Source organism: Pseudoxanthomonas daejeonensis, assembly GCF_022637495.1.
Classification (GTDB): domain Bacteria; phylum Pseudomonadota; class Gammaproteobacteria; order Xanthomonadales; family Xanthomonadaceae; genus Pseudoxanthomonas; species Pseudoxanthomonas daejeonensis.
This window is the reverse complement of the sequence record NZ_CP093331.1, coordinates 997,487-1,017,969: the sequence shown is the minus strand read 5'-3', so window position 1 is coordinate 1,017,969 and position 20,483 is coordinate 997,487. Positions and strand designations below refer to the sequence as shown.

Sequence of the window (20,483 nt, the reverse complement as noted above, 5' to 3'; positions counted from 1 at the left end):
TAATGGTAGCGCTAACACAAGCGGGCGGAATGAGCGGAATGGACCGGAACAACCCGATCGTCATCGGCCTGGACGTGGGCACCCAGAGCCTCAAGCTCGTGGCCTACGATCCGCAGTCGCGGCAGGTCGCCGCGACCCATGGCGAGGCGCTGGAACTGGCCTCGGGCGACGACGGCAGCCGCGAGCAGCGCGCCGAATGGTGGATCGACGCGATCCGCGCCTGCTTCTCGCGGCTGGATCCGGCGCTGCGTGCGCGGACCATCGCGATCGGCGTCTCCGGACAGCAGCATGGCTTCGTGCCGCTGGACCGCGCGGGCAACGTGCTGGCCCCGGCCAAGCTGTGGTGCGACACCAGCACCGCAGCCGAGTGCGACCTGATCATGGATGCGGTCGGCGGAGCGCAGCGCGCGATCGATATCGCCGGCAACCCGATCATGGTCGGCTATACCGCCTCCAAGCTGCCATGGACCCGCGAGCACCGCTCGCAGGCCTACGCACAGCTGGCGACGATCATGCTGCCGCACGACTACGTGAATTTCTGGCTCACCGGCGAGCGCTGGATGGAGTGCGGCGACGCCTCCGGCACGGGCTGGCTGGACGTGCGTACCCGGCAATGGTCGGACGCGATGATCGCCGCGACCGACGGCGACCGCGACCTGCGCGACTGCCTGCCGCCGCTGGTGGAGGCCGACGCGCTGTTCCCGATCGCCGCGGACATCGCCGACGAGCTCGGCCTGCCACGCGGCGTGCAGGTGTCGGCGGGCGGTGGCGACAACATGATGGCTGCGATCGGCACCGGCAACGTCTCGCCTGGCGTGCTCAGCATGAGCCTGGGGACCTCCGGCACGCTGTTCGCGCATGCCGACCGGCCGATCGTCGATGACGCCGGCCGCTGGGCCGCGTTCTGCGATTCCACCGGCGGCTGGCTGCCGCTGATCTGCACGATGAACTGCACCGTGGCCACCGAAGCGGTGGCCGGGCTGTGCGACTTCTCCACCCGCGACGGCGACGCGTTGCTGGCCAGCACCCGGCCGGGCGCCGGTGGCCTGCTGATGCTGCCGTTCCTCAACGGCGAGCGCACGCCCAACCTGCCCAACGGCCGCGGCAGCCTGTTCGGCATGACCGCGACCAATTTCACCCCGGCCAACCTGTATCGCGCGGCGATGGAAGGCGCGGTCTACAGCCTGAAGAACGGCTACGACGCCTTCATCGATGCGGGCATGCGCTTCGAGGCGATCCGCCTGACCGGCGGCGGCAGCCACAGCGCGATCTGGCGGCAGATGGTGGCCGACGTGTTCGGCCTGCCGGTCGACGTGCCCGAACAGGCCGAAGGCGCCGCGTTCGGCGCGGCACTGCAGGCGCTGTGGGCGACCCGGCGAGCCGGTGACGCCAGTACCGACCTGGCCGCGCTCGCCGCCGCGCACGTGCGCCTGGATCCGCGCCTGTCCGCGCACCCGCACGCCGAGGCCACCGCCGCGTACGCGGCGCAGTACCAGCGTTTCCTTTCCCACCTCGATGCGATCCGGCCGCTGTACGCCTGATCACCCCTATCGACACGCACCCCCAACTCCCGACGGAAGCACAGACATGAGCAGCAAGCCCTTCATCGGCGCCAAGGAATATTTCCCCGGTATCAGCGCGATCCCCTACGAGGGTCCCGGTTCCGACAACCCGCTGGCGTTCAAGGTCTACGACGAGAACAAGGTGATCGGCGGCAAGACCATGCGCGAGCACCTGCGTTTCGGCGTCTGCTACTGGCACACCTTCTGCAACGCCGGCCACGATCCGTTCGGCCCGGGCACGCGCCACTTCCCGTGGGAGAAGGAAACGGCGATGGCCACCGCCGAAGCCAAGGTCGACGCGGCGTTCGAGTTCTTCACCAAGATCGGTGTGCCGTACTACTGCTTCCACGACGTGGACCTGGCGCCGGACGCCGAGGACATCGGCCAGTACGAGAAGAACCTCAAGCACCTGGTGGCGATGGCCAAGGAGCGCCAGCAGGCGACCGGCGTCAAGCTGCTGTGGGGCACGGCCAACCTGTTCTCGCACCCGCGCTACATGAACGGTGCTTCGACCAACCCGGACTTCGCCGTCGTCGCCCGCGCCGCGGTGCAGGTCAAGGCCGCGCTGGACGCCACCGTCGAACTGAACGGCGAAAACTACGTGTTCTGGGGTGGCCGCGAAGGCTACGCCTCGCTGGTCAACACCGACATGAAGCGCGAGCTGGCCCACTTCGGCCGCTTCCTGGGCATGGCCCGCGACTACGCGCGCAGCATCGGCTTCAAGGGCAAGTTCTTCATCGAGCCCAAGCCGATGGAGCCGATGAAGCACCAGTACGACTTCGACTCGGCCACCGTTGCCGGCTTCCTGCGCGAGCACGGCCTGGAGAAGGACTTCGCGCTCAACATCGAAGCCAACCACGCCACCCTGTCCGGCCACACTTTCGAGCACGACCTGCAGGTCGCGTCGGACCACGGCCTGCTGGGCAGCATCGACGCCAATCGCGGCAATCCGCAGAACGGCTGGGACACCGACCAGTTCCCGACGGACATGTACGACACCGTCGGCGCGATGATGGTGGTGCTGCGCCAGGGCGGCCTGGTCGGCGGCCTGAACTTCGACGCCAAGCCGCGCCGCGAGTCCACCGACATGGAGGACCTGTTCATCGCGCACATCGGCGGCATGGACGCGTTCGCGCGCGGCCTGGAAGTGGCCCACGCGCTGCTCAACGATTCGCCGTGGGAATCCTGGCGCAAGCAGCGCTACGCCAGCTTCGACGGTGGCGATGGCCAGGCGTTCGCGAACGGCAAGCTCTCCCTCGCCGACCTGCACGGCATCGCCCTCAAGCAGGGCGAGCCGAAGCAGACCAGCGGCAAGCAGGAGCGCTACGAGAACCTGCTCAACCAGTACCTGCTGCGTTGAGCCGGTACGTCGCCCCCGCCGCCGATGCCGGCGCCCACGCCTGAGGGAGGCGTGGGAAGCGCGGGCCATCCTGGGCGCGGGGGCGGCGTGATTCACCCATAGAGGAGGGGACCGATGGGCGGCTGCGACCGCATCGCCATTGGGGTCGGGCTTGCCCGACCCGCCTGTTCGGCGCCGCTGGTCGGGCTTGCCCGACCCGCCTGTTCGGCGCCGCTGGCCGGGCTTGCCCGACCTGTCCGATCGGCGTCGTTGGCCGGGTCTGCCGGTTCCGCTCTCACGGTCTCAGCGGCTGGGCTTGCCCGACAGGCGCCCTCAGCCGCGCTTGCCGGGCGGGGCGACCGAGCCGCGCACGATCAGCCGGTGCGGCACGACCTGGTCCACCAGTACGCGCGTGCTGCGGTCCTTGCGGCGGATGGTGCGCAACAGGATGTCGATGGCCGCGTTGGCCATCGAAGCGATCGGCTGGTGGATGGTGGTCAGCTCCGGCCAGACCGTGGTCGCCGAGGAACTGTCGTCGAAGCCCACCACCGCCAGGTCGCGCGGCACGTCCAGGCCGCGCCGGTGCGCGACCGAGATCACCGCGGCGGCCATGTCGTCGTTGGAGGCGATGATCGCCGTGGGCGGCCGCTTGTGGGCGAGGATCTTCTCGCCCGCCTTCAGCCCGGACCGGTAGGTGTAGTCGCCCTGCTGGACCAGGGACGCGTCCACCGACAATCCGGCTTCGAACATCGCCGTCTGGAAGCCCTCGTAGCGCCGGGCGCTGGCGCTCAGGTCGGGGCGGCCCTTGATGAAGCCGATGCGGCTGTGGCCCTGCGAGATCAGGTAGTCGGCCAGGTCCTTGCCGGCGCGCAGGTCGTCGATGCGCACGCACGAGATCTCATCGCTGGAACGGCCGGCGGCAATGGCCACCACCGGCACGTCGGCGCGCACGAATTCGCTGACCGCCGCATGCGATTCGCACACCGGCGGCGGCAGGATCACCCCGTCGACCTTGCCGGCCATGGCCCGCGCGGCCTTGCGTTCGGCATCGGCGTCGGACGTGTCCCAGTAGTCGACCACCAGCTGGATCGACGTGCGCGAAGCCACGCGCAGCAGGCCGACCAGCATCTCGCGCAGGTAGGCGCCACTGGGATTGTTGTAGACCAGGGCGATGCGCGTGTGCTGCGCCGCCGCCAGCGAGCTGGCGGCCAGGTTGGGCGTGTAGTCCAGCTCGCGCACTGCCTGCATTACCCGCTCGCGCGTGGTGTCGCGGACCTTGCCCTGTCCATTCACCACCCGCGACACGGTCATCGGCGAGACGCCGGCCAGTGCCGCGACCTCGTCGATGGTGACGCCGCGACCCTTGCGACGCACCGATTTCCTTGGCTTTTCCAACGGGTATCCCTTCGATCGTGCGGCGACGGCCAGCGCCATGGCGCCGGGTGCGTCGTGGTCCATGCCGCGCCAGTACCACGCAGGAGACGGAAAACCGACCCGATCAGAGCACTCCGGAGGACTTGATGGTATCGCTATCAAACGGCACAGGCGAACGCGCCAGCCTTTACCGGACCGGGGCGGTGCTGCGCCGCATCGGCCGCACCGCCATGGCCGTCCTGGGCCTGGCCCTGTTCCTGCCCACGCTTCCGGCTGCGGCCGAGGACGGCCACGACCTGTGGCTGCGCTACCTGCCGGTGCAGGAAAGCCGGGTGGCCGCCTACCGCGCACAGGCCACCGAGCTGGCTGCCGCGACCGCGACCCCGACCCAACGGGTTGCCCGCGACGAATTGCTGCGTGGCCTGCAGGGCCTGCTCGGTACCACGCCGGCCGTAGTCCCGAAGGCCGGGCGCGCCGGTGCGCTGCTGGTCGGCACGCCGGCGTCCTCGCCCCAGTTGCGCGCGCTGAAGCTGGACCTCTCGACACTGGGCGAGGAGGGCTACCTGGTGCGCAGTGTGCGCATCGACGGCCGGGCAGCCACGGTGGTCGCTGCCAATACGGATGTCGGCGCGCTGTACGGCGCCTTCCATTTCCTGCGCCTGATCCAGACCGCGCAGCCGCTGGATGCGCTGGATATCCGCGAGGTGCCGCGCACGAAGGTGCGCGTGCTCAACCACTGGGACAACCTGGACCGCTACGTCGAGCGTGGCTACGCCGGCGAGTCGATCTTCGACTGGCACAGGCTGCCGGGCTGGAAGGATCCGCGCTACACCGACTACGCCCGTGCCAATGCCTCGATCGGCATCAACGGCACGGTGTTGAACAACGTCAACACCAGCGCGCAGATGCTCACGCCGATGTACCTGGAGAAGGCGGCGGCGCTGGCCGAAGTGTTCCGCCCGTTCGGCATCAAGGTCTACCTGAGCGCGCGCTTCAGCGCGCCGATCGAGATCGGCGGCCTGAAGACCGCCGACCCGCTCGATCCGGCGGTGCGCCGCTGGTGGAAGGCCAAGACCGACGAGGTCTACCGCACCATCCCCGGTTTCGGCGGCTTCCTGGTCAAGGCCAACTCCGAAGGCCAGCCCGGTCCGCAGGATTACGGCCGCTCGCACGCCGACGGCGCCAACATGCTGGCCGAGGCGCTGGCGCCGCACGGTGGCATCGTGATGTGGCGCGCGTTCGTCTATTCGCACGAGGAACCCGACGACCGCGCCAAGCAGGCGTACACCGAGTTCGTCCCGTACGACGGCAAGTTCGCGCCGAACGTGCTGGTGCAGGTCAAGAACGGCGCGATCGACTTCCAGCCACGCGAGCCGTTCCATCCGCTGTTCGGCGCGATGCCGAAGACGCCGCTGATGATGGAGTTCCAGATCACCAAGGAGTACCTGGGCTTCGCCACCCACCTGGCCTATCTGGCGCCGATGTACGAGGAGGCGCTGCGCGCCGACACGCACGCCAGCGGACCGGGATCGACCGTGGCCAGGGTGGTCGACGGTTCGCTGGACGGACACGCCCTGACCGGCATGGCCGGCGTGGCCAACATCGGCGTGGACCGCAACTGGAGCGGGTCGCACTTCGACCAGGCCAACTGGTTCGCGTTCGGTCGCCTGGCCTGGGATCCGTACCTGGAAGCGGAGGCGATCGCCCGCGACTGGGTAAAGATGACCTTCTCCACCGATCCGGCCGTGGTCGATCTGGTGGTCGCGATGATGATGGGTTCGCGCGAGGCGGTGGTCGACTACATGACCCCGCTCGGCCTGCACCACCTGATGGGCCGGGGCCACCATTACGGACCGGCGCCGTGGGTGGCCGGCGGTCCGCGCGCGGACTGGACCTCGGTGTACTACCACCGTGCCGATGCGAAGGGCATTGGCTTTGATCGCAGCGCGACCGGTTCCAATGCCGTGGCCCAGTACGCACCGCCACTGGCCGCGCAGTTCGGGGACCTGTCCACGGTGCCGGAGGAATTCCTGCTGTGGTTCCACCACGTGCCCTGGGACCACAGGATGGCGTCGGGAAGAACGCTGTGGGACGAGCTGGTGCTGCGCTACGGCCGCGGCGTCGACTACGTGACCGGCATGCGCCGCACCTGGGACGGGCTGGCCGGGAAGATCGATCCGGAGCGGCATGCGCAGGTCGCCGCGTTCCTGGCGATCCAGGAACAGGAAGCGCAGTGGTGGCGCGATGCCTCCATCGCCTACTTCCAGACCTTCTCCAAGCGGCCGCTGCCGGCAGGCGCGGCCCCGCCGGCGCACGACCTGGAGTACTACCAGGCGCTGCAGTTCCCGTTCGCACCGGGAGACGGAAAATGAGCCCTGCGATGGAAGCGGCGGCGTGCCGCCTGCGTGGCACGGTCCTGCTGCTGGCCGCGATGGTCGCGGCGGCGGCAGTGCCCGCGGCGGCCGAAGAGGCGAAGACGCCGCTGCTGCACGCCATGTTCCAGGACCATGCCGTCCTGCAGCGCGGACAGCCCGTGCGGGTCTGGGGCCAGGCGCAGCCGGGGCAGGAGGTGAAGGTCGAGCTGGCCGGCAAGCGCGCCCGCGTGCGCGCCGGCGATGACGGCCGCTGGGAAACGCAACTGCCGGCGATGAAGGCCGGAGGTCCCTACACGCTGCTCGCCAGTACCGCCGATGCGAAGCAGTCCGTCGCCGACGTGCTGGTCGGCGACGTCTGGCTGTGCTCGGGCCAGTCGAACATGGAGCTGCAGGTCTGGCGCGCGCTCGATGCGCGCTCGGAGATCGCCAGCGCAAGCAACGCCCGCATCCGCCTGCTGACCGTGCCGCAGGCCGGCAGCGTCGTGCCGCAGCCGACGTTCTCCAGTCCGGTGCAGTGGCGGCCGGTGGATTCCGAGTCGGTCCGCGACTTCTCCGCGGCCTGCTACTTCTTCGCGCGCGAGCTGCAGAAGACCGTTGACGTGCCGATGGGCCTGGTCAACGCGGCATGGGGCGGTTCGCGCATCCAGGCCTGGACCAGCGCGCCCGCTTTGCGCGCGGCCGGGGGCTACGACGGCGAACTGGACGTGTTGGCGCGCTATGCCGGCGATCCGGTGGCCGCGGTCGGCGACTGGGGTTCGCTGTGGCAGCGCTGGTGGTCGGGCCGGCCCGGCGTGGCCGCTGGCGACGAGCCGTGGAATGCGCAAGGCAAGCCCACCGGAGACTGGCGCAAGGCGCCGGCGCAGCTGGGCGCATGGGAGAAATGGGGCGTTCCGGCGCTGGCCGATTTCAATGGCATGGTCTGGTACCGGACCACGATCGAGCTGACCGCCGCGCAGGCGGCGCAGGGAGCGGTACTCGCGCTGGGCCCGGCCGACGAGATCGACATGACCTGGGTGAACGGGCGCGCGGTCGGCAGCACCTACGGCGCCGGGCCGGGCCGCGAGTACACGTTGCCACCGGGCCTGCTGCACGAAGGTGCGAACACGGTGGTGGTGAACGTGCTCGACACCTACCGCGATGGCGGCCTGGGTGGACCGGCCGCGGTGCACGCGCTGCACTTCGCCGATGGCGGCCGCGTGCCGCTGGACGGGCAGTGGAGCTACCGCATCGTTCCGCCTGAGCTGGGCACGCCGCCGCGCGCGCCGTGGCAGACCGCCGCCGGGCTGTCGACCTTGCACAACGGCATGATCGCGCCGCTCGGCCGCTACGGCCTGCGCGGCGCGCTCTGGTACCAGGGCGAGTCCAACACCTTCGAACACGACCGCTACGCCGACCTGCTGCGCGCTTTGCGCACGGACTGGCGTTCGCAGTTCGGCGCCGACCTGCCGATGCTGATCGTGCAGCTGCCCAACTACGGCGCGCCGGCGACCAGGCCCGGCGAGAGCGACTGGGCCTCGATGCGCGCCGCGCAACGGCAGGTGGCAGGCGAGGATCCGCGCTCGGGCATGGTCGTGGCGATCGACCTGGGCGACCGCTACGACATCCATCCGAGCAACAAGCAGGAGCTCGCCCGGCGCCTGGCCCGCGCGGCGCGCCATGTGGTCTATGGCGAGAAGCTGGCGGCCACCGGCCCGGCGCCGCTGTCGGCCAGCCGCAATGGCGACGCGGTGGTGGTCGAGTTCGGCGATGTCACCGATGGCCTGGTCGCCTACGGCGCCGAAGGCCCGATCGGCTTCGAGCTGTGCGGCGTGGACAAGGGCTCGTGTCGTTATGCGAGCGCGGAAATCTGGAACCACCGCGTGACCCTGCGCGCGCCGGCCGCGCATGAAGCCACGCGCATCCGCTACTGCTGGGCCGACAGCCCTGTTTGCACGCTGTTCGACGGCGCCGGCCTGCCAGCCGGCCCGTTCGAGCTTTCCATTCCCCCCATCCCCTACGACGACCACGCACGATGAGCACCGCCACCGAAACCAGTACCCATACCCATCCGGAGCCGGGCTCCCGCAACGATCGCGAGATCGTCGATGCGAAAGTCATCGTCACCTGCCCGGGCCGCAACTTCGTCACCCTGAAGATCACCACCCGCTCGGGCGTCTACGGCCTGGGCGACGCGACCCTCAACGGCCGCGAGCTGGCCGTGGCCTCGTACCTGCAGGACCACGTCGTGCCGAACCTGATCGGCCGCGACGCCGGCCGGATCGAGGACATGTGGCAGTTCCTGCACCGCGGCGCCTACTGGCGGCGCGGCCCGGTGACGATGAGCGCGATCGCCGCGGTCGACGTCGCGCTGTGGGACATCCTCGGCAAGATGGCCAACCTGCCGGTCTACCAGCTGCTCGGCGGCCGTTCGCGCGAAGGCGCGCTGGTGTACGGCCATGCCAACGGCCGCGACATCGCCGAGGCGTCCGACGCGGTCGGCAAGTTCATCGAGCAGGGCTTCCTGGCGGTGCGCGCGCAGTGCGGCGTGCCCGGCGTGAAGAAGGCCTATGGCGTTTCCAACGCCAAGGGCTACGAGCCGGCCGAAAGCGAACTGCCGCTGGAAACGGTGTGGAATACGCCGCGCTACCTGGAAGTGGTGCCGCAGCTGTTCGAGCAGCTGCGCAAGGACCACGGCAACCACGTCGAACTGCTGCACGACGTGCACCACCGCCTGACGCCGATCGAGGCCGCGCGCCTGGCCCGCGACCTCGAGCCGTACCGCCTGTTCTGGCTGGAGGACGCCACCCCCGCCGAAAACCAGAAGTCGTTCGAGCTGATCCGCAAGCATTCGGTCACCGCGCTGGCGGTAGGCGAGGTGTTCAATTCGATCTGGGACTGCAAGCACCTGATCGAGAACCAGCTGATCGACTACATCCGCACCACCATCGTGCATGGCGGTGGCATCACCCACGTGCGCCGCCTGGCCGACTTCGCCGCGCTGCATTCGGTGCGCACCGGTTTCCACGGCGCCACCGACCTGTCGCCGGTGACGATGGGCGCGGCGCTGCACTTCGACACCTGGGTGCCCAACTTCGGCATCCAGGAATACATGTTCCACACCGACGAGACCGACGAAGTCTTTCCGCACGACTACGTGCTGCGCGCCGGCCGCCTGCATGTCGGCGATACGCCGGGCATCGGCGTGGACATCGACGAGAAGCTGGCGGCGAAGTATCCGTATGCGCCCAAGCAGCTGCCGGTCGCGCGGCTGGAAGACGGCTCGATGTGGGACTGGTGAGCCGAACGCGGCCCACGACGGAAGGACGAGCCAGGGAGTAGCCGGAATGGATGGAGGGGAGCAGGAATGACGCAGGTGGACGGGAAGGGCCGCATGCCGCGGCTGCTGGCGACGGGAATGGCGGCATTGCTGCTGGTGGCCTGCGGCGCGGACAAGGACGCAGGCACGGCCGCGCCGGCGGCGTCCGCCGGCGGTGCCGCCGCGCCCGCGTACTTCGACTGGTTCGAGTACACCGGGCGCGACGCCGCGTTCGAGACTCCGTTGCCGGAGGGCAGCTTCCGCAACCCGGTGCTGTCGGGCTTCCATTCCGACCCGGCGGTGACCGCCGCCAACGGCAAGTTCTACCTGGTGGCGTCCACCTTCACCTTCTTCCCCGGCATCCCGGTGTTCGAGAGCCAGGACCTGGTGCACTGGACGCAGGTGGGCAACGCGATCCATCGCCCGGAGCAGCTGGATTTCGATGGCCTGGGCGTGTCGCGCGGCGTGTTCGCGCCGTCCATCGAGTACCACGACGGCACCTTCTACGTGGTCAACACCTCGGTCGATGCCGGCGGCAACTTCATCGTCACCGCCACCGATCCGGCCGGCCCCTGGTCCGATCCGTTCTGGCTGCCGGGCATCGGTGGCATCGATCCGTCGCTGTTCTTCGATGACGACGGCAAGGTCTACATCCTCAACAACGACGAACCGGAAGTGCCGGTGCGCTACGACGGCCACCGCGCCATCTGGCTGCAGCAGATCGACATCGCCAGCAAGAAGCCGTTCGGCCCGCGCAAGGTGCTGATCGATGGCGGGGTCAAGCCGGAAGAAAACCCGATCTGGATCGAAGGCCCGCACATCTACAAGGTCGACGGCTGGTACTACCTCAGCAATGCAGAGGGCGGCACCGGTCCGCAGCATTCGCAGGTGATCCTGCGCAGCCGTGATGTCTGGGGTCCGTACGAACCGTACGCGGACAACCCGATCCTGACCCAGCGCGACCTGGACCCGAACCGCCCACTGCCGATCACCAACGCCGGCCACGCCGACCTGGTGCAGGGGCCGGACGGCACCTGGTGGGCGACTTTCCTGGCCAGCCGCAACTACGGCGTGGATCACTACAACACCGGTCGCGAGGCGTTCGTGCTGCCGGTCACCTGGAAGGATGGGTGGCCGGTGATCCTGCCGCACGGCGAGGAGATCCCGTACGTGTTGCCGGGGCCATCGTTCATGAAGAAGCCCGTCGACCAGGCGCCGATGACCGGCAACTTCACCTGGCGCGACGAGTTCGACACCGTCGAGCTGGGCAAGGGCTGGATGACCCCGCGCGTGCCGAAGACGCCGTGGTACGACGGCAGCGCGCGCCCGGGCTGGCTGGCGATCCACCCGCTCGCCGAACGGCTGGACTCGAAGGTCAACCCGGCGTTCTATGCGCGCCGCCAGCAGCACCAGGTATTCGAGGCGAGCACCGCCATGGACCTGCCGGCGCCGGGCGTGGCCGCGGGCCTGGCCGCGTTCCAGGGCGATACCCACTGGTACTTCCTGGGCGTGCGCCGCGATGGCGACGGCGCCGAGGTGTTCCTGGAGAAGAAGGCCGGTGGCGACGTCGAGGTCGTGGCCCGCCAGGCCATCGCCGGAGCCAGTCAGCTGACCCTGCATGTCGAGGGCGACCAGGGCGTCTACGGCTTCGGCTTCGACGCCAACGACGGCAAGGGCGTGCAGTGGCTGGTGCGCGACGCCGACGGCACGGTCCTGAGTACCGATGTGGCCGGCGGATTCGTCGGCGCCACGCTCGGACCGCACGCCCGCCTGGAAGCCGCGCGTTGAGCGGCCTGCCCGACCCACACGAAAACCCGCGGACCGAACGCCAGGAGAAGCCGACGATGGATGCCCATAACCGACAGTCCCCACGGGCCAGGCCCGCCACGCCCGCCAACCTGACGCGCGGCGCGCTGCGCCGGCGCCTGCTCGCGCGCGCCTGCGTGGTCGCACTGCTGGTGGCCCTGCCCGGATTGCAGGCCGCCGAACCCGCGCGGCCCTGGCTGGACACCCAGCGCAGCTTCGAGGATCGCGCCGCGGCCCTGGTCGCGCAGATGACGCTGGAGGAGAAGGCCGCGCAGATGCAGAACGACTCCCCGGCGATCGAGCGCCTGGGCCTGCCGGCCTACGACTGGTGGAACGAGGCGCTGCACGGCGTGGCCCGCGCAGGCGGGGCGACCGTGTTCCCGCAGGCGATCGGCATGGCCGCCTCGTTCGACATCCCGCTGATGGACCAGGTGTCGAGCGCGATCAGCGACGAGGCACGGGCCAAGCACCACCGCTTCCTGGCCGAGGGCAAGCACGGCCGCTACCAGGGCCTGACCTTCTGGTCGCCCAACATCAACATCTTCCGCGACCCGCGCTGGGGCCGGGGGCAGGAGACCTACGGCGAGGATCCGTACCTGACCTCGCGGATGGGCGTGTCGTTCGTGCGCGGCCTGCAGGGCATGGACCCGGTCACCGGCAAGCCGCTGGACCCGAAGTACCGCAAGCTCGACGCCACCGCCAAGCACCTGGCCGTGCACAGCGGCCCGGAGGCCGACCGTCACCACTTCGACGTGCACCCGTCCAGGCAGGACCTGTACGACACCTACCTGCCGGCCTTCGAGGCCCTGGTCAAGGAAGGCGACGTCTACGCGGTGATGGGCGCCTACAACCGCGTGTACGGCGAGTCCGCCAGTGCCAGCCAGTTCCTGCTGCAGGACACCCTGCGCCGCGACTGGGGCTTCACGGGCTACGTGATGTCGGACTGCTGGGCGATCCGCGACATCTACACCACCCATGCCATCGTCGCCACGGCCGAGGAGGCCGCGGCGCTGGGGGTGAAGAAGGGCACCGAGCTCAACTGCGGCAACACCTACGCCGAGCACCTGCCGGTGGCGGTGCGCAAGGGCCTGATCACCGAAGCCGAGTTGGATGAGTCGCTCACCCGGCTGATGACCGCGCGCATGCGCCTGGGCATGTTCGATCCGCCCGCGCAGGTGAAGTGGGCGCAGATCCCGTACTCGGCCAACCAGTCGCCGGCGCACGATGCGCTGGCGCGGAAGATGGCGCAGGAGTCGATCGTGCTGCTGAAGAACGACGGCGTGCTGCCGCTGTCGCGCGACGCCAAGCGCATCGCCGTGATCGGCCCCACCGCCGACGACACCATGGCCCTGCTCGGCAACTACTACGGCACCCCGGCCGATCCGGTGACGATCCTGCGCGGCATCCGCGAGGCCGCACCGCAGGCCGAAGTGGTCTACGCGCGCGGCGTGGACCTGGTCGAGGGCCGCAACGATCCGGCGGCCACGCCGCTGGTCGAAGCGCAGTACCTGCGCCCGTCGCCCGGTGCGAACGAACGCGGCCTGCGCGGCGAATACTTCCGCAACCGCGACCTGTCCGGCACGCCGGCCCTGGTCCGCGTCGATCCGGTGATCGGCTTCAGCTGGGACCGCGGCTCGCCGACCGACAACCTGATGGCGCGTGGCGAAGCCGGTCCGGACGAGGCCATCCCCGCCGACAACTTCTCCATCCGCTGGAGCGGCCAGCTGCTGCCGCCGGTGTCGGGCAGCTATGAACTGGAAGCGGCCGCCAACGATGGCGTGCGCGTGTACCTGGATGGCAAGCGCGTGATCGACCGCTGGCAGCAGGCCGACCGGCTCACTGCCAGCAGCGCGACCGTGCAGCTGGAAGCCGGCCGCGCCTACGACCTCAAGCTCGAATACCAGGAAGGCGAACGCGATGCCGGCGTGCGCCTGGCCTGGCGCATGCCCGGGGCCAAGCCGCCGTTCGAGGAAGCGCTGGAAGCGGCGCGCAATGCCGACGTGGTGGTCTTCGCCGGCGGACTCACCGGCGACGTGGAAGGCGAGGAGATGACGGTCAACTATCCGGGCTTCGCCGGTGGCGACCGCACCGACACGCGCCTGCCGGCGACCCAGCAGAAGCTGCTGGAAGCGGTGCAGGCGACCGGCAAGCCGGTGGTGCTGGTGCTGACCACCGGCTCTGCGCTGGCGGTGGACTGGGCCAAGGAACACGTGCCCGGCGTGCTGGTCGCGTGGTACCCGGGCCAGCGCGGCGGCAATGCGGTGGCCGACGTGCTGTTCGGCGATGCCAATCCCGCGGGCCGCCTGCCGGTCACCTTCTACAAGGCCGGCGAGAAGATGCCGGCGTTCGACGACTACACCATGGCCGGTCGCACCTATCGCTACTTCGAGGGCGAGCCGCTGTATCCGTTCGGCCACGGCCTGTCCTACACGACGTTCGACTACGCGGGCCTGAAGCTCGACCACGCCACCGCGCGCGCCGGGCAGCCGGTCAAGGCGACGGTCAAGGTGCGCAACAGCGGCAAGCGCGCCGGCGACGAAGTCGTGCAGCTGTACGTGCATCCGCGCCAGGCCGGCGAAGGACGTGCGCTGAAGGACCTGCGCGGCTTCCAGCGCGTGCACCTGCAGCCGGGCGAGGAGCGCGAGGTCAGCTTCGTGCTCGATCCGGCCAGGGACCTGCGCCACTACGACGAGAAGGCGCAGGCCTATGTCGTCAGCCCCGGCGGCTACGAGGTGCAGGTGGGCGCGTCCAGCGCCGACATCCGCGCCCGCACCCCGCTCACGATCCGGGCCGACTGATCGGTCGGCCCCGTTCGACCCGCGTTGCACCCGGCCCGCCCGATCTCTCCAGGCGGGCCGGGCGAGGCGAGGCGGAACCGGTGGCAACTCCCAGGGTCGCCGGTTCCGCCAACCCCTCCCACGTCCACGTACTTCCGCAACAGGATCCCGATGAACCCGCAGTCCGCGTCCCCGCTCCTCCGCCTGTCGCAGGCCACGCTCGCCCGCGTGCGCGACGGCGTGGCGGTGCCCGCCTACGATCGCGACGCCACCCGCATCGGCATCGTCCACTTCGGACCGGGTGCGTTCCACCGCGCGCACCAGGCGGCGTACATCGACGACCTGCTCGGGACCGACCCGGCCTGGGCGATCAGCGCGGTATCGCTGCACAGCGCCGGCGTGCGCGATGCGCTGCGGCCGCAGGACGGGCTCTACACCCTGGCGCTGCCCGGCGACGCGCGCGCCGATGCATCGGCGTCCGACGGCGCGCCGCGCCTGCGGGTGATCGGTTCGATCCGCGAGCTGCTGTGCGCGCGCGACGAGGCCGCCGCGGTGCTGGCGCGCCTGGCCGACCGCGACGTGCGCCTGGTGACCCTGACCATCACCGAGAAGGGGTATTGCCTGTCTGCCGACGGCGTCGACCTGCAGCACCCTGACATCGTCCACGACCTGGTTGCTCCGGAAGCACCGGCAAGTGCGATTGGCTGGCTGGTCGCCGGATTGCGCCTGCGCCGCGCGCGTGGGTTCGAGCCTTACACCGTACTCAGTTGCGACAACCTCGCCGACAACGGCGGGCGCCTGCGTCGCGCGGTGCTGCAGTTCGCGCGCGAGCTCGAGCGAGACCGGGCTGACCAGGGGCTGGCCGACTGGATCGAAAGCGAAGTCGCCTTCCCGCGCTCGATGGTCGACAGCATCACCCCGGCCACCGACGACGCGTTGCGCGCGCAGGTCGCTTCGCGGCTGGGCGTCGAGGACGCCTGGCCGATCCAGCGCGAGCCCTACGCCCAATGGGTGGTGGAGGACGACTTCCGCAACGGACGGCCACCGCTGGAGCGCGCCGGCGTGGTCCTCAGCAACGAGATCGCCGGCTACGACCGGGCCAAGCTGCGTTTGCTCAATGCGCCGCATTCGACGCTGGCCTACCTCGGTTCGCTCATGCGCATCGAAACGGTGGCCGACGCGATGCGCGAACCGGCACTGGCCGGCTTCGTCGAACGGCTGATGCGCGAAGACATCGTGCCCACGCTGCAGCTCCCGCGCGGTTTCGATCCGGATGCCTACATCGACGCGATCCTGGCGCGCTTCCGCAACCCGGCCATCCGCCACCTGCTGGCGCAGATCGCATGGGACGGATCGCAGAAGATCCCGGTGCGGCTGCTCGGCACGATCGCCGATGCGCTGGCCGCCGGCCGTCCGCTCGAACGCCTGTGCCTGCCGGTCGCCGGCTGGCTGCGGTTCGTGCGGCGGCAGGCGCGCGAAGGCGTGGCGATCGTCGATCCGCTGGCCGACACACTGGCGCGGATCGGCGCGGCGACAACCGGCGAGGCCAGCCACGACGTGGACGCATTCCTCACCCTGGACAGCGTGTTCGGTGCGCTGGCTGGCGACGCGCGTTTCGTCGATGCACTGGCCCGCGCCCATGCGCGGCTGGGCGACGCCACGCCCGCCGCGGTGGCGCGCGCCCTGGCCGATTGATCGATCGCGACACCGCCTGTTCGCCTGTTCGCCCGTAGTGCCGATGGAGTTTTCGCACCCGACGTAGCCGTTCCCACCCGTCCCGTGGAGCCCCGCATGCCCGAGATCCTGACCCGCCACACCACGCCCGACGGACCGCGCTGGGCGCTCGACGGCCACTGGCTGCCGCTGGATTTCACCCTCGCCGCGTGGCTCGCATTGCCGGCCGCGCAGGCCGACGCCAGGCTCGCCGCGCAGCCACGCGGGGACCGCGCCGACGCGCCGCTGCTGGCCCCGATCGAGGACACCCACGAGGCCTGGGCCAGCGGCGTGACCTACCTGAGCAGCCGCATGGCGCGCGAGGCGGAATCGCAGAGCGCCGACGTCTACCAGAAGGTCTATTCGGCGGCGCGGCCGGAGCTGTTCTTCAAGGCCCAGGGCTGGCGCGTGCGCGGCCCCGGCGCCGGCATCCGCATCCGCGCCGACAGCCACTGGAACGTGCCCGAGCCGGAACTGGTGCTGCTGCTCGATGCCACCGGCGCGATCCGCGGATTCACCGCCGGCAATGACGTCTCCTCGCGCAGCATCGAGGGCGAGAACCCGCTGTACCTGCCGCAGGCCAAGGTCTACGACGGTGCCTGTGCGATCGGCCCGTCGATCCGCCTGTGCAGCGCCGATGAACTGCGCGACCTGCCGATCACGCTGGGCATCGCCCGCGAAGGCGCGGCGGTGTTCGGCGGCCAGACACGCAGCTCGCAGATCAAACGCGCGCTGCCCGAACTGGCCGCTTACCTGTTCCGCGAGCTGGCCTTTCCGCAGGGCGCGTTCCTGTTCACCGGTACCGGCGTGGTCCCGGGCGAGGACTTCACCCTGCAGCCGGGCGACGTGGTGACCATCGACATCGGCGGCCTGGTACTGCGCAACTTCGTGGAAGACGCCACGCCCGCGGGCGCGCCGCGATGAGCGCGACCGGCGACGGCCTCGACGCCATCCTCGGCGACGGTGCGCCGCTCGCCACCACGCGCACCTCGGGCGAAGGCCCGCACGGGCACCTGCCGATCGACGCGCGGATGCTGCGCGAGGCCGCCAGCGGCGACCTGTTCGGCCTGACCCAGAACGCGGGCATGGGCTGGCGCGCCAGCGAAGTCGCGCGCGATCCGTACCTGATCGTCAGCACCCAGGGCGGACTGCGCGGCGCCGACGGCACCCCGCTCGCACTGGGCCTGCATACCGGCCACTGGGAGATCGACCGGCTGGTGCGCACCGCGGCCGAAACCTTCGCCGCCAATGGCGCGCTGCCGTTCTCGGTGATGTGCTCGGATCCGTGCGACGGCCGCACCCAGGGCACGACCGGCATGTTCGACAGCCTGCCGTACCGCAACGACGCGGCGATCGCGATGCGGCGGCTGATCCGCTCGCTGCCCACGCGCCGCGGCGTGCTCGGCATCGCCACCTGCGACAAGGGCCTGCCGGCGATGATGCTGGCGCTCGCAGGATGTTCGGACCTGCCCGGCGTGATCGTGCCCGGCGGGGTGACCCTGCCGGCGCGCGGCGCCGAAGATGCCGGCCAGGTGCAGACCATCGGCGCACGCTTCGCGCATGGGCTCATCGACCTGGAACATGCGGCGGCGATGGGTTGCCGCGCCTGCGGATCGCCCGGCGGCGGCTGCCAGTTCCTCGGCACCGCGGCGACCTCGCAGGTGGTGGCCGAAGCACTCGGCATCGCATTGCCGCACAGCGCGCTGGCACCGTCCGGCGAACCGGTGTGGACCGACATGGCGCGGCGTTCGGCGCTGGCGCTGCTGCGCATGGCGGGGCAGGGCACGCCGCTGTCGGCGATCCTGGACCGGCGCGCGGTGGAGAACGCCCTGCTGGTCCACGCCGCGTTCGGCGGCTCGACCAACCTGCTGCTGCACGTGCCGGCGATCGCACATGCCGCCGGCGTCTCTCCGCCCACGGTGCAGGACTGGATCGCCGCCAGCCGCGCCACGCCGCGGCTGGTCGACGCGCTGCCCAACGGCCCGCGCCACCATCCCACGGTGCAGGTGTTCATGGCCGGCGGCGTGCCCGAAGTGATGCTGCACCTGCGCGACATGGGCCTGCTGCACCTGGACGCGGCGACGGTGAGCGGCCGCACGGTCGGCGAGAACCTGGCCTGGTGGGAACACAGCGCCACCCGCGCGGCCGCGCGCGCACGGCTGCGTGAACTGGACGGCATCGATCCGGATGTCGTGATCATGGGACCGGACGCGGCGCGCAAGGCCGGGCTGTCGAGCACGATGGTGTTCCCGGTCGGCAACCTGGCCCCGGAAGGCTCGGTGATGAAGGCCACCGCGATCGATCCCTCGCTCGTGGACGAAAGCAACGTCTACCGCCACACCGGCCCGGCGCGCGTGTTCGCCTCCGAGCGCGACGCGATCCGCGCGATCAAGTCCAGCGGCGACGATGCGGTGCGCGCCGGCGACGTGGTCGTGCTCGCCGGCTGCGGGCCCGCCGGCACCGGCATGGAAGAGACCTACCAGCTGACCTCGGCGCTGAAGTACCTGCCGTGGGGCAAGCACGTGCCGGTGCTGACCGATGCGCGCTTCTCCGGCGTGTCCACCGGCGCGTGCATCGGCCACGTCGGCCCGGAGGCCCTTGCCGGCGGCCCGCTCGGCCGGCTGCGCGATGGCGATGTCGTGCGCATCCAGATCGACCGCGAACGCCTGGAAGGACGCGTGGATTTCATCGGCGACGATCCGCAGCGGCCGCTCGATCCGGACGCCGCCGCGGTGGTGCTGGCCGCGCGCACGCTGCATCCGGCGATCGCCCCGCATCCGCGCCTGCCCGACGACACCCGTCTGTGGGCTGCCCTGCAGGAAGCCGGCGGCGGGACCTGGGCCGGCTGCGTGTACGACGTCGACACGATCATCGAAACCCTGCGCGCCGGACGCGAGGCACTGGCAGCCAAGGGGCCAGGCGCATGACCACGTTCCTGATCATCGCCTCGGCAATCGCGCTGCAGATCTTCCTCACTTCGCGCAAGCTCAGTCCGTTCCTGTCGCTGCTGATCGTGGCGATCCCGATGGGCCTGCTGCTGGGCATGACGCCGCAGGACCTGCTCAAGACCATCGACGCCGGCGTCGGCAGCACCCTGGGCGGGCTGGCGCTGGTGATCGTGCTCGGCGCGATTCTGGGCAAGGTGCTGGAGGAGAGCGGGGCGGCGGAGAAGATCGCCATCACCCTGATCGGCCGTTTCGGCGAGCAGAACATCCAGTGGGCGCTGCTGCTCACCGGCTTCCTGGTCGGCATCCCGCTGTACTTCAACGCCGGCTTCATCATCCTGGTGCCGCTGATTTTCTCGCTCGCGCGCAGGACCGGCCTGCCGATCCTGTACCTGGCCCTCCCGACCGTGGCCTCGCTCAGCACCACCCACTGCTTCCTGCCGCCGCATCCGGGCCCGGTGGTGCTGGTCAACGCGTTCGGCGCCGACATGGGCCTGACCCTGGTGTACGGCATCGCGATGGCGATCCCGGCGGTGGTGATCGCCGGACCTTGGCTGGGCCGTCGCCTGCAGTCGATCAACCCGCCGCTGCCGGACCTGTTCACCGCCAGCAGCGCGCCGCGCGAGCTGCCCGGTGCGCGGAGCTCGTTCCTGATCGCGCTCTCGCCGGTGCTGCTGATCAGCGCCTCGGTGCTGGCCCACGCACTGCTGCCCGGGGGCGTGCTGCGCACCGCTTTGCTGTTCCTGGGCAGTCCGACCGTGGCACTGCTGCTGGCGACGCTGCTCGCGTTCTGGTGGCTGGGCTATCGCCGCGGCGTGGGCCTGGAGGTGCAGACGCGCTGGCTCAACGCCGCCATCGCCGGCATCGCGGTGATCCTGCTGATCATCACCGCCGGCGGCGTGTTCAAGCAGGTGCTGGTGGACAGCGGGGTGGGCGCGCGCATCGCCGCGCTCAGCGCCACCTGGCACATGCCGCCGCTGGTGTTCGCATGGCTGGCCACCGCCATCCTGCGGGTGATGATCGGCTCGGCCACGGTGGCGGTGATCACCGCCGCCGGGATCGTTGCGCCGCTGATCGCCAGCACCGGTGCCTCGGCCGAGCTGATGGTGCTGGCGGTGGGCGCCGGCAGCGTGTTCGGCTCGCACGTCAACGACTCCGCGTTCTGGATGTTCAAGGAGTTCTTCGGCCTGTCGATGAAACAGACCTTCCAGTCGTGGACGGTGATGGAGTCGCTGATCTCGGTGATCGGCCTGGCCGGGGTGCTGTTGCTGGACCTGGTGCTGGGCTGAGCGCAGGG

At 70.2% G+C, this 20,483-nt stretch carries 12 protein-coding genes; 11 read left to right on the top strand and 1 reads right to left on the bottom strand.

The window, feature by feature from the left end:
- The first annotated feature begins 38 nt into the window (after positions 1-38).
- Positions 39-1,541: a xylulokinase gene (gene xylB / locus MNQ95_RS04620; protein WP_241953953.1), complete on the top strand. Its 1,503-nt coding sequence runs from the start codon at positions 39-41 to the stop codon at positions 1,539-1,541.
- A 46-nt stretch (positions 1,542-1,587) separates the two neighbouring features.
- Positions 1,588-2,922 carry a xylose isomerase gene (xylA, locus tag MNQ95_RS04615; protein WP_241953952.1) on the top strand — a complete coding sequence of 445 codons (1,335 nt, stop codon included), beginning with the start codon at positions 1,588-1,590 and terminating at the stop codon, positions 2,920-2,922.
- A 312-nt stretch (positions 2,923-3,234) separates the two neighbouring features.
- On the opposite strand, the gene MNQ95_RS04610 is transcribed toward xylA, so the two are convergent.
- On the bottom strand, positions 3,235-4,296 hold the full coding sequence (locus MNQ95_RS04610; RefSeq protein ID WP_162411269.1) for a LacI family DNA-binding transcriptional regulator: 1,062 nt from the start codon (positions 4,294-4,296) through the stop codon (positions 3,235-3,237).
- Positions 4,297-4,505: 209 nt separating this feature from the next.
- Between MNQ95_RS04610 and MNQ95_RS04605 the strand changes: the two genes are divergently transcribed.
- The 9 genes from MNQ95_RS04605 (at position 4,506) to MNQ95_RS04565 (ending at position 20,475) form a co-directional block, all read left to right on the top strand.
- Positions 4,506-6,647 (top strand): alpha-glucuronidase family glycosyl hydrolase, encoded by a 2,142-nt coding sequence (locus MNQ95_RS04605; protein ID WP_241954359.1) that lies wholly within the window; start codon positions 4,506-4,508, stop codon positions 6,645-6,647.
- Entirely contained in the window at positions 6,644-8,665 is a 2,022-nt protein-coding gene (locus MNQ95_RS04600) for a sialate O-acetylesterase (protein ID WP_241953951.1), read from the top strand. Before MNQ95_RS04605 ends, MNQ95_RS04600 begins: the two co-directional genes overlap by 4 nt.
- A complete protein-coding gene (gene manD, locus MNQ95_RS04595; RefSeq protein WP_162411268.1) occupies positions 8,662-9,927 on the top strand; it encodes a D-mannonate dehydratase ManD in 1,266 nt (421 codons plus the stop codon). The genes MNQ95_RS04600 and manD overlap by 4 nt, the downstream gene beginning before the upstream one ends.
- A gap of 117 nt (positions 9,928-10,044) precedes the next feature.
- Positions 10,045-11,733, top strand: coding sequence for a glycoside hydrolase family 43 protein (locus tag MNQ95_RS04590; RefSeq protein ID WP_241954358.1), 1,689 nt, complete (start codon positions 10,045-10,047; stop codon positions 11,731-11,733).
- A 56-nt stretch (positions 11,734-11,789) separates the two neighbouring features.
- Entirely contained in the window at positions 11,790-14,549 is a 2,760-nt protein-coding gene (locus MNQ95_RS04585; RefSeq protein ID WP_241953950.1) for a glycoside hydrolase family 3 protein, read from the top strand.
- Positions 14,550-14,699: 150 nt separating this feature from the next.
- Entirely contained in the window at positions 14,700-16,223 is a 1,524-nt protein-coding gene (locus MNQ95_RS04580; RefSeq protein ID WP_241953949.1) for a mannitol dehydrogenase family protein, read from the top strand.
- 96 nt (positions 16,224-16,319) lie between these two features.
- Complete coding sequence (locus MNQ95_RS04575; protein WP_241953948.1) at positions 16,320-17,165, top strand: fumarylacetoacetate hydrolase family protein; 846 nt, start codon at positions 16,320-16,322, stop codon at positions 17,163-17,165.
- Positions 17,162-19,168, top strand: a complete 2,007-nt coding sequence (locus MNQ95_RS04570) for a YjhG/YagF family D-xylonate dehydratase (RefSeq protein ID WP_241953947.1) — start codon at positions 17,162-17,164, stop codon at positions 19,166-19,168. Before MNQ95_RS04575 ends, MNQ95_RS04570 begins: the two co-directional genes overlap by 4 nt.
- Positions 19,165-20,475, top strand: coding sequence for a GntT/GntP/DsdX family permease (locus tag MNQ95_RS04565; RefSeq protein WP_241953946.1), 1,311 nt, complete (start codon positions 19,165-19,167; stop codon positions 20,473-20,475). Before MNQ95_RS04570 ends, MNQ95_RS04565 begins: the two co-directional genes overlap by 4 nt.
- The last annotated feature ends 8 nt before the right edge of the window (positions 20,476-20,483 follow it).